Genomic DNA, 10,704 nt, shown 5'->3' on the forward strand with positions numbered 1-10,704 from the left:
ACCGCGGCCCGCCCTCCCTTCGGGGGGAGGACGGGCCGCACGCGTGCGTGCCGGGCGGTCAGAGCCGCTCGGGCGTCCGGATGCCCAGCAGGGCCATGCCCTGGTGGAGGGTGCGGGCCGTGACGTCGCACAGGAACAGGCGGTTCGCCACCTGCTCCGGCGTCTCGGCCTTCAGGACCGGGCACTTGTCGTAGAAGGACGTGTACAGGGACGCCAGCTGGTACAGGTACGCCGCCAGCTTGTGCGGGGCGAACTCCGTCGCCGCCTCCGCCACCGTCTCCGCGAAGGCGTCGACGTGCAGGCCGAGGGAGCGCTCCGCGTCCGTCAGCGCCAGCTCGGGGTGGGCGGCCGGGCGCACGTCGCCCGCCTTGCGCAGGATGGACTGGATACGGGCGTACGCGTACTGGAGGTAGACGGACGTGTCGCCGTTCAGCGAGACCATCTGGTCCAGGTCGAACTTGTAGTCCCGGTTCGCCGACGTCGACAGGTCCGCGTACTTCACCGCGCCGATGCCCACTTGGGCGCCCCGCTCGGCGATCTCCTCCTCGGACAGGTCCTGGGCCTTCTCCCGGACGACCGCCGACGCCCGGTCGATCGCCTCGTCCAGGAGGTCGACCAGACGGACCGTCTCGCCCTCACGGGTCTTGAACGGCTTGCCGTCCTTGCCGAGCACCGTGCCGAAGGCGAGCTGGACCGCGTGCACGTCGTCGTTCAGCCAGCCGGCCCGGCGCGCGGTCTCGAAGACCATCTTGAAGTGCAGGGACTGACGGGCGTCGACCACGTACAGCAGCGTGTCGGCCTTGAGGTTGAACACCCGGTCGCGGATCGCCGACAGGTCGGTCGCCGCGTAGCCGTAGCCGCCGTCCGACTTCTGCACGATCAGCGGGACCGGCTTGCCGTCCGGGCCCTTGATGTCGTCGAAGAAGACGCACAGCGCGCCCTCGGACCGGACCGCGACGCCCGACTCCTCCAGCAGGCGGCACGTCTCGGCCAGCATGTCGTTGTACCCGGACTCGCCGACGATGTCGGGGTCCCGGACCTCCATGTCCAGCTTCTCGAAGACGGAGAAGAAGTAGATCTTCGACTCGTCGACGAACTTCTGCCACATGGCCAGCGTGTGCGGATCGCCGGCCTGGAGGTCGACCACCCGGCGCCGGGCCCGGGTCTTGAACTCCTCGTCGGAGTCGAACTTCTTCCGCGCGGCCTTGTAGAGGCGGTCGAGGTTCGACATCGCCTCCTCGCCGCTCACCTCGCCCGCCTTGTGGTCCAGCTCGTGCGGGTGCTCGTCCAGGTACTGGATGAGCATGCCGAACTGTGTTCCCCAGTCGCCGATGTGGTGCCGCCGCACGACCGTCTCGCCGGTGAACTCCAGGAGCTGCACGACCGAGTCGCCGATCACCGCCGAGCGCAGGTGGCCGACGTGCATCTCCTTCGCCACGTTCGGCTGGGCGTAGTCGATGACCGTCGTGCCCGGGTTCTCCGCGCGCGGCACGCCGAGGCGGCCCTCGGCGTCGGCCACGCGCGCCGCGAGGTTCTCGGTGATCGCCCGGTCGGTGATCGTGACGTTGAGGAAGCCGGGGCCCGAGACCTCGACCTCCTTGATCACGTCACCGGTGACCACCTCGGAGACGACCTGCGTCGCCAGCTCCCGCGGGTTCGCCTTGGCCTTCTTCGCCAGCGCCAGGATCCCGTTGGCCTGGTAGTCGGCCCGGTCGCTTCGTCGCAGCAGCGGGTCCGCGGAGCCGGCCTCGGGCAGTGCTGCCGTGAGGGCCGCCGCGAGGCGCTGGTGGACGGAGGCGGTGAGGGACGTGACCGAGGCCATAAGTAGGGGTGCCGTTCTCCTCGTGGGGATGGATAGACACGACCAGTATCCCATGGGGGGTAAAGCGGTTTTCCCGGGCGCGAGGCGGTCTGGGAGAATGGAGCGGTCAGCCGTGCGACCGTACCGGCTGCTCCAGGAGCATCCTTTCCGGAACTTCAGAAAGAGGACGTGCCGATCGTGGCTCAGAGCACCGAGACCACCGACTGGGTCTCCCGTTTCGCGGACGAGGTCATCGCCGAGTCGGAGCGTCGGGCCCCGGGCAAACCGGTCGTCGTCGCGTCCGGGCTCTCGCCCTCCGGCCCCATCCACCTCGGCAACCTGCGCGAGGTCATGACCCCCCACCTCGTCGCCGACGAGATCCGCCGCCGCGGCCACGAGGTCCGGCACCTGATCTCCTGGGACGACTACGACCGGTACCGCAAGGTGCCGAACGGCGTCGCCGGAGTCGACGCGACCTGGGCCGAGCACATCGGCAAGCCCCTCACCTCCGTCCCGGCCCCCAAGGGCTCCGCGCACCCCAACTGGGCCGAGCACTTCAAGGCCGCGATGATCGAGTCGCTGGCCGAGCTCGGCGTGGAGTTCGACGGGATCAGCCAGACCGCGCAGTACACCTCCGGTGTCTACCGCGAGCAGATCCTGCACGCCATGAGGCACCGGGGCGACATCGACGCGATCCTCGCCCAGTACCGCACCAAGCCCAAGACCAAGAAGCCCCAGCAGCAGAAGCCCGTGGACGCGGCCGAGCTGGAGGCCGAGGAGGGCTCCGGCGCCGCCTCCGAGGACGACGGCAGCTCCGGCTCCGCCGGCTACTTCCCGTACAAGCCGTACTGCGGCAACTGCGAGAAGGACCTGACCACGGTCACCGCGTACGACGACGGCACCACCGAGCTGACGTACGCCTGCACCGCCTGCGGCTTCTCCGAGACCGTCCGGCTGAACGAGTTCAACCGCGGCAAGCTGGTCTGGAAGGTCGACTGGCCGATGCGCTGGGCCTACGAGGGCGTGATCTTCGAGCCGAGCGGTGTCGACCACTCCTCCCCGGGATCGTCGTTCCAGGTCGGCGGGCAGATCGTCGGCATCTTCGGCGGCAAGCAGCCCATCGGCCCGATGTACGCGTTCGTGGGCATCAGCGGCATGGCGAAGATGTCCTCGTCGCGGGGCGGGGTGCCCACCCCCGCCGACGCGCTGCAGATCATGGAGCCCCAGCTCCTGCGCTGGCTGTACGCCCGGCGCAGGCCCAACCAGTCCTTCAAGATCGCCTTCGACCAGGAGATCCAGCGCCTCTACGACGAGTGGGACCGCCTCGACGCCAAGGTCGCCGACGGCAGCGCCCTCCCGGCCGACGTCGCCGCGCACTCGCGTGCCGTGCGCACGGCCGGCGGCGAGCTGCCGAGGACGCCCCGGCCGCTGCCGTACCGGACGCTCGCGTCCGTGGCCGACATCACCGCCGGGCACGAGGACCAGGCGCTGCGCATCCTGAGCGAGCTGGACCCGTCGAACCCGCTGGGCTCGCTGGACGAGGCCCGCCCGCGGTACGACAAGGCCGAGGCGTGGATCAACACCCACGTCCCCGCCGACCAGCGGACCATCGTGCGCGACGAACCCGACACCGAACTGCTGAAGTCGCTGGACGAGCCATCCCGGCAGTCGCTGCGCCTGCTGCTCGACGGGCTGGCCGAGCACTGGTCCCTGGACGGACTCACCCACCTCGTCTACGGCGTGCCCAAGGTCCAGGCAGGGTTCTCCGCCGACGCCACCCCGAAGGAGCTGCCGCCGGAGATCAAGACCGCCCAGCGGTCCTTCTTCGCGCTGCTCTACCACCTGCTGGTCGGCCGCGACACCGGCCCGCGCCTGCCCACGCTGCTGCTGGCGGTGGGGCAGGAGCGGGTGAGGCACCTGCTCGGGGAGTAGCGTCAGCCGGGCGAAAGGCCCCCGTACGGAGCCGTACGGGGGCCTTTTCCTATGCGATGTGCTCGTCTTCCAGTTCCGTGGCGTGGCGGTCCTGGAAGCGCAGGACCATGCGCTTGGCGTCGGCGTCCAGGACGGACACCCCGTAGGTCGCCTCGACGTTGTCGCTGAACTCGCGCGGGGTCGGGTAGCCACTGCCGCTGATCGACTGCTTGAAGACCTGGTAGTAGGCCTCCTCGTCCGGGCCCTGGGGCTCCGGGGCGCCGCCGCCCTCACCCAGTTCACGGGTGCGGTGCGGGCCGACCGGGATGGGGAAGCTGCCGGTGTCCTCCGGAGCGGGCTCCTGGACGGGAGGCGCCTCCTCGTACTGCTGCCGGTACTGCTCGGCCTGCTGCTGCTCCGCGTACCACTGGGCGTACTGCTCCGGGTCGTACGTCGGGTCGTAGTCGCCGTGGTACTCGACCGACTGCGGATCCCGGGCGTGCAGCCACGGGTTCTGGTCCGGGACGGGCTCGGGCTCCGCCTCCCGGCTGCCGGTCAGCTCCGGGCGCTGCTCCCCAGGAGGTGCCGCCTTCTGCAGGGCGGGCGCGGTCTGCGTGTCCACCTGCTGCTGCGGCTCCGGCGGCAGCAGGGCCGGCTCGATGCCCGCCGCCGCCAGGCCCGCCGGGGCCGTGTCCGCCAGCGGCACGCCGTAGCGGGCCAGACGCAGCGGCATCAGGGACTCCACCGGCGCCTTCCGGCGCCAGGCGCGGCCGAAACGGGAGCGCAGGCGGGCCTGGTACACCAGACGCTCCTGCTCCAGCTTGATCACCTGCTCGTAGGAGCGCAGCTCCCACAGCTTCATCCGCCGCCACAGGAGGAAGGTGGGCACCGGGGAGAGCAGCCAGCGGGTGAGGCGCACGCCCTCCATGTGCTTGTCGGCCGTGATGTCCGCGATCCGTCCGATCGCGTGCCGGGCGGCCTCGACGGCCACCACGAACAGGATCGGGATCACCCCGTGCATGCCCACGCCCAGCGGGTCCGGCCACGCCGCCGCGCCGTTGAACGCGATCGTCGCCGCCGTCAGCAACCACGCCGTCTGGCGCAGCAGCGGGAACGGGATGCGGATCCAGGTCAGCAGCAGATCCAGGGCGAGCAGCACACAGATGCCCGCGTCGATGCCGATCGGGAAGACGTAACTGAAGTTCCCGAAGCCCTTCTTCAGGGCCAGCTCACGGACCGCCGCGTACGAACCCGCGAAACCGATCCCGGCGATGATGACGGCACCGAAGACGACCACGCCGATGAGAACGCGGTGCATCCGTGTCAGCTGTAGTGGCGCGGCCACCCGTACTCCCCTCCCAGTGCCTGTTGTTGCGCGCAACAGAGTGGCACATGTGTACGGGGGACGGGTGGCCGGTCCGGGTCACCTACGACTTGGAGACACTCTTCGTCGGCCGCTTGGAGGCACCCGCGGACGAATCGTCCGACGAGTCCGCCGACGAGCCCGACGCGCCCTTCGACGCCGACGGCGTACCGCTCGACGCACTGCCGCCGGTACCGGCCCCGTTGGCCTTCGCCACCGCGGCCACCGCTTCCTCGGCCGCCTTCTGCGCCGCCTTCGCCAGGTCGTCGGCGTCGGGCGTCTTGTCACCGGCCAGGCCGGCGCCGTTGTAGTCGAGGGTGACGACGACGTTCTCGACGCGGGCGACGACCGTGTTCTGCTTGAAGGTGCCTTCCTTCTTCTTCAGGTCGTAGCGCACGTTCGCCGCTTCGTCGCCCGTCCCGGTCAGGGGCACGGTCTTCACGCTCTTCGCGCCGTCCGCGGTCTGGGCGTCCTGGAGCTGCTTCGTGTAGTACTCGCGCGCCAGCTTGTCGCCCTCACCGCGCGTGACGTCCGACTCGAAGCGCAGCAACGCCACGTTGAGCCAGCGGAACTGCGAGCCCTTCACGCCGTTGTTGTCGAGACTGCTCCAGGAGCAGCTGCCCCGCGTCGCGGTGTCGGACGAGCTGCCCTCCTTGCCGGAGTCGGCCCCCTTGGGCACCAGATCGCCCAGCGTCTTCTTCGACAGCACCGCACACGGCTCCGGGAGCTTCTTGTACGCCGCCGCCTGCACCGTCGGGGACGGGCTCGCGGACTTCGACGCGGCGGCCTTGTCCGCGGCCTTGTCCTTGCCGTCATCGGAGCCGGAGTCCGAGGAGCAGCCGGCGGCCACCAGCATCACGGGGACGGCTGCCGCGCAGACAAGGACGCGGTGGAGGCGCTTCGCTCGCTGGTCACGCTGGTCACGCTGGGCTCGTCGCTGCATGGTTCCTTCACTCATGGCACTCGTGGTTCCTGCGGTCGGAACGGGTCCGAGGGGCCACGGTACGCGGTACGACAACCGGGCGGTCCCGGTTCCCGGGCTTCGCGCGCGGGTGCCAGGACGCCCGAACGAGGCTCAACTCCCGAGCGAATCCGCCAGCTGAGAGGCCAGTTTCCGCGCCCTGTCCTGCATTTCCTCGCTGTCGGGCGCCACTGCGACCGTCGCCGGCTGCTCCGTGTACTCGATGGTCACAATCACGTTCGACGTGCGGAACGCCACAGTCACGGTGCGCCGCTCGGCCGTCGAACCGGAGCTGTTCAGCTCGTCGTCCAGGAACGCCTCGTCGCCCAGGTCGTCGAGGAGGCGGGGCTGGAGGTCGGTGGGAGTGGCGCCGTCGGAGGTGCTCGTCGAGGGGGAGCCGGAGGCCGACGAGGAGGGCGAGCCACCGGGGTTGGCGGAGGCGCCGTCCGACGGGGACGCGGACGCCGAGCCGGACGCGGATCCCGACGCGGACGCCGACGGCGTTTCGGTGACGGGCGGTTCGGGAAGGTCCGCCGCCTCCACACGCTGTGCGAAGAGCTGCTCGGCCTCACTGTCGTCGCTGACGGCGTTGTCGTACGACACCACGCGCTCGAAATCGACGAAGAGATGGTCCGTGGCGTCGGTCGACTCGACCTTCCAGCGGCAGCCGACCTTGCGGTCGGTGTCGTACGTCAGCGTCGCTTCTCCCGCGTACGCCTTCTCACGGCTCTCCTCGTCCGCCATCTCCTTGATGCCCGGCAGCAGCGCATCGAGCGTCTTGTTGCCGACGGAGCGGCAGGGTTCGGGCAGGGTGCGGTACTTGCCGGGCTGGGCCGCCTGGGAGGTGACGCCGGGGTCGCCCGGGTTGGAGTCGTCCGTCGTGGCACCGTCGCCCGAGCCGCCGGTGCAGCCGGCCAGCAGCGCCGCGAGCAGGGCGGCGACGCCGGGTACGTAAGCCTTCCGCTGCACGGTGGGGCTCCTCTCGACGGTGTCCTACGGGTGCCTCGCGCCCGTTGCTTGAGTGTCCCCGCTGGTTATTCGCTTGCCGCACGGGGGCGTTCCCTGCAGACAATGTGTATCGCACGCGCTGCCGTGAACGCCGGTCCGATGTCCCTTTCGTTGACCTTGGCGATGGTTTTTGCGCTCTAGGACTTGTATTCGTTTCGGGGGAATGAGGACGCCATGTCGTACGTGGAGCTGCCGGGCGCGAAGGTGCCGATCCGCATGTGGACCGACCCGGCGACGGTCGAGGAGGGGGCGCTGCAGCAGCTGCGGAACGTCGCCGGCCTGCCCTGGATCAAGGGCCTGGCCGTCATGCCGGACGTGCACTACGGGAAGGGCGCGACGGTCGGCTCGGTCATCGCGATGCAGGGAGCGGTGTGTCCCGCCGCGGTGGGCGTCGACATCGGCTGCGGGATGTCGGCGGTGAAGACGTCGCTGACGGCGAACGACCTGCCAGGGGACCTGTCGCGGCTGCGGTCGAAGATCGAGCAGGCGATTCCGGTGGGCCGGGGCATGCACGGCGATCCCGTGGACCCGGGACGGCTGCACGGGTTCGCCACGGCGGGTTGGGACGACTTCTGGGGGCGGTTCGACGGGGTGGCGGAAGCGGTCAAGTTCCGTCAGGAGCGGGCGGGAAAGCAGATGGGAACGCTCGGATCCGGAAATCATTTTATTGAGGTGTGCACGGATTCGACCGGGGTCGTCTGGCTGATGCTCCACTCCGGTTCCCGCAACATCGGCAAGGAACTCGCCGAGCACCACATAGGGATCGCCCAGGAGCTGCCGCACAACCAGGGCCTCGTCGACCGCGACCTCGCCGTGTTCGTCGCGGACACCCCGCAGATGGCGGCGTACCGCAACGATCTGTTCTGGGCGCAGGAGTACGCGAAGTACAACCGCACCATCATGATGGCGCTCCTGAAGGACGTGGTCCGCAAGGAGTTCAAGAAGGCGAAGCCGGCCTTCGAGCCGGAGATCAGCGCCCACCACAACTACGTGGCCGAGGAGCGCTACGAGGGCATGGACCTGCTGGTCACCCGCAAGGGCGCGATCCGCGCGGGGTCCGGCGAGTACGGGATCATCCCGGGCTCCATGGGTACGGGCTCGTACATCGTGAAGGGCCTCGGGAACGCCAAGTCCTTCAACTCGGCCTCGCACGGCGCCGGCCGGCGCATGAGCCGCAACGCGGCCAAGCGCCGGTTCTCGACGAAGGACCTGGAGGAGCAGACGCGGGGAGTGGAGTGCCGCAAGGACTCCGGCGTGGTCGACGAGATCCCCGGTGCCTACAAGCCGATCGAGCAGGTCATCGACCAGCAGCGGGACCTCGTGGAGGTCGTGGCGAAGCTGAAGCAGGTCGTCTGTGTGAAGGGCTGACGCGCGCCTCACTCCAGGAGACGGGCGCGGAGAGTCGTCGACACGGCCTCCGCGTCCAGTTCCAGTGCCCGGGTCACGTAGCCGTCGACGGAGCCGTGCCGTTCCGTCAGATGGGCGAGGAACAGGGTCATCACCTCGGCGGGGGCCCGGCCGTAGGCCGGCCAGGTCGGGGTGCGGCCGGCGTTGCGGGTCGTCCAGGCCGTGAGGAGGGCGGGGGCCGCCAGGTCCGTGAGGGTGAAGTCCTCGACGATGGTGGCGGCCGGGACGCCCAGCAGGGTCAGGGTCAGGGCGGCCAGCAGGCCGGTGCGGTCCTTGCCCGACGTGCAGTGGAAGACCAGGGGCTCGTCCGCCCGGGCCGCCTCCGTCACCAGTTCCAGAGCCCGGCGGATCTCCTTGCGGCCGTCCTCCGCCACCTCCAGGTAGCGCTCCGCGAGGTACGGGCCCGGCGCGATGTCGGGGGTCAGGGCCGCCTGGTCGTAGGGGCGGTGCTCGATGCTGAGGTTGTGGTACGTGAAGGACGGGTGCTCCGGGACCCGGCCGTGGGCCTCGATCTCCCAGGGGTAGCGGAGGTCCACGACCGTGCGGATGCCCAGGGCGAGGAAGCGGGCCCAGTCGTCCGTGCCCTCGCCGAGCTTGCCCAGGGAGTCCGCGCGGTACAGGCGGCCGGGGCGGACGCGGCGACCGTCCGCGGTCGTCCAGCCGCCCAGGTCGCGGAAGTTGGCGAGCGCGGCGAAGCGTATGTGTCTGTCCACGGGGCGACCCTACGCAGCCGCCCGCTCCGGTTCCCGGGGTTTTACTTGGCGTGCGTCACCGCGTAGATCATCACGAAGGCGACGATGTGGATGCCGAAGAGGAAGTAGCCGAGCCACCACCACATCTTGCGTTCGTCCTTGGTCTCCTGCGCCAGGCGACGGCGTTCGAGATCGGCGTCGGCCATCACGGCTCCCGGTGGACCTTGGTGTTCGACGCCTGGGCGCGGGGGCGGACCACCAGGAGGTCGATGTTGACGTGGGCGGGGCGGGTGACCGCCCAGGTGATGGTGTCGGCCACGTCGTCGGCGGTCAGGGGCTCGGCCACGCCCTGGTAGACCTTGGCCGCCTTCTCCGTGTCGCCGCCGAACCGGGTCAGGGCGAACTCGTCGGTCTTCACCATGCCGGGCGCGATCTCGATGACGCGGACCGGGCGGCCGACGATCTCCAGGCGGAGGGTCTCGGCGAGGACGTGCTCGCCGTGCTTGGCGGCGACGTAGCCCGCGCCGCCCTCGTAGGTGCCGTGCCCGGCCGTCGAGGAGACGACGACGACCGTGCCGTCGCCGCCGGCCTCCAGCTTGGGCAGCAGGGCCTGGGTGAGGTTGAGGGTGCCGATGACGTTCGTCTCGTACATCCGGCGCCAGTCGTCGGGGTCGCCGGTGGCCACCGGGTCGGCGCCGAGCGCTCCGCCCGCGTTGTTGACCAGGACGCCGATGGTCTTGAAGGCGGTCGCGAACTCGTCGACGGCCGTCCGGTCGGTGACGTCCAGGGGATACGCCGTCGCCGAGTGCCCGGCCGCGGTGATCTCCTCGGCGATCGCCTCGATGCGGTCCTTGCGGCGGGCGGTGAGGACGACGCGGTAGCCGGCGGCGGCCAGCTGCCGGGCGGTGGCGGCGCCGATTCCACTGCTCGCACCGGTGACGACGGCGATGCGGGACGCGGCGGACGGTGCGGCGGTGGCCATGGGCTGCTCCTCGTGCGGACGACCGGTCGTCGCCCAGATTAGGCGACGGGGCCCAGGGAGCGGTCAGCCGCCGTTGCGCGGGGCCCACATGAGCACCGCCATTCCGGCGAGGCAGATCAGCGCGCCCGCGATGTCCCAGCGGTCGGGCCGGTAGCCGTCCGCGATCACGCCCCACAGGATCGAGCCGGCGACGAAGATGCCGCCGTAGGCGGCGAGGATGCGGCCGAAGTGGGCGTCGGGCTGGAAGGTGGCGACGAAGCCGTAGGCGCCGAGGGCGAGGACGCCGCCGGCGGCCCACAGCCAGCCCTTGTGTTCGCGTACGCCCTGCCAGACCAGCCAGGCGCCGCCGATCTCGAACAGGGCGGCGACGACGAACAGGGCGGCGGAGCGGAGGACCGGCATGCGAGCAGCCTCGCACGCCCGGCCGCGGAATAACGTCGGCGGCCGGGTCGTTCCAGCGCTATAGTTGAACGGTCAACAACTTGGAGGTTGAGCGACCATGCAGTTCGGCATCTTCACCGTCGGCGACGTCACGCCGGACCCGACCACGGGCCGGACGCCGACCGAACGTGAGCGCAT

The 10,704-nt window shown here is 70.2% G+C and carries 10 protein-coding genes; 2 read left to right on the plus strand and 8 right to left on the minus strand.

Features of this window, described 5'->3' with window-relative positions:
- Positions 1–58: 58 nt before the first annotated feature.
- A complete protein-coding gene (gene argS / locus IE260_RS38925) occupies positions 59–1,822 on the minus strand; it encodes an arginine--tRNA ligase (RefSeq protein ID WP_189880666.1) in 1,764 nt (587 codons plus the stop codon).
- 168 nt (positions 1,823–1,990) lie between these two features.
- Between argS and lysS the strand changes: the two genes are divergently transcribed.
- Positions 1,991–3,733: a lysine--tRNA ligase gene (gene lysS / locus IE260_RS38930; RefSeq protein ID WP_189880667.1), complete on the plus strand. Its 1,743-nt coding sequence runs from the start codon at positions 1,991–1,993 to the stop codon at positions 3,731–3,733.
- A gap of 49 nt (positions 3,734–3,782) precedes the next feature.
- Here lysS and IE260_RS38935 read toward each other — a convergent pair whose 3' ends face one another.
- The 3 genes from IE260_RS38935 to IE260_RS38945 form a co-directional block, all read right to left on the minus strand.
- A complete protein-coding gene (locus IE260_RS38935) occupies positions 3,783–5,030 on the minus strand; it encodes a DUF2637 domain-containing protein (protein WP_189880668.1) in 1,248 nt (415 codons plus the stop codon).
- Positions 5,031–5,139: 109 nt separating this feature from the next.
- Positions 5,140–6,033 (minus strand): DUF3558 family protein, encoded by an 894-nt coding sequence (locus IE260_RS38940; protein ID WP_229881746.1) that lies wholly within the window; start codon positions 6,031–6,033, stop codon positions 5,140–5,142.
- A gap of 117 nt (positions 6,034–6,150) precedes the next feature.
- Positions 6,151–7,005, minus strand: a complete 855-nt coding sequence (locus IE260_RS38945; RefSeq protein ID WP_189880669.1) for a DUF3558 domain-containing protein — start codon at positions 7,003–7,005, stop codon at positions 6,151–6,153.
- 213 nt (positions 7,006–7,218) lie between these two features.
- Between IE260_RS38945 and IE260_RS38950 the strand changes: the two genes are divergently transcribed.
- Complete coding sequence (locus IE260_RS38950; protein WP_189880670.1) at positions 7,219–8,412, plus strand: RtcB family protein; 1,194 nt, start codon at positions 7,219–7,221, stop codon at positions 8,410–8,412.
- Positions 8,413–8,420: 8 nt separating this feature from the next.
- On the opposite strand, the gene IE260_RS38955 is transcribed toward IE260_RS38950, so the two are convergent.
- From IE260_RS38955 to IE260_RS38970, 4 genes are all read right to left on the minus strand, one after another.
- Complete coding sequence (locus IE260_RS38955) at positions 8,421–9,164, minus strand: tyrosine-protein phosphatase (RefSeq protein WP_189880671.1); 744 nt, start codon at positions 9,162–9,164, stop codon at positions 8,421–8,423.
- 41 nt (positions 9,165–9,205) lie between these two features.
- On the minus strand, positions 9,206–9,349 hold the full coding sequence (locus tag IE260_RS38960; RefSeq protein ID WP_189880672.1) for a hypothetical protein: 144 nt from the start codon (positions 9,347–9,349) through the stop codon (positions 9,206–9,208).
- Entirely contained in the window at positions 9,349–10,125 is a 777-nt protein-coding gene (locus tag IE260_RS38965) for an SDR family NAD(P)-dependent oxidoreductase (protein WP_189880673.1), read from the minus strand. Before IE260_RS38965 ends, IE260_RS38960 begins: the two co-directional genes overlap by 1 nt.
- Before the next feature lie 63 nt (positions 10,126–10,188).
- Positions 10,189–10,527 (minus strand): YnfA family protein, encoded by a 339-nt coding sequence (locus IE260_RS38970; protein ID WP_189880674.1) that lies wholly within the window; start codon positions 10,525–10,527, stop codon positions 10,189–10,191.
- Positions 10,528–10,704 lie beyond the last annotated feature (177 nt).

It is taken from the genome of Streptomyces viridiviolaceus, from assembly GCF_014650995.1.
Lineage (GTDB): Bacteria > Actinomycetota > Actinomycetes > Streptomycetales > Streptomycetaceae > Streptomyces > Streptomyces viridiviolaceus.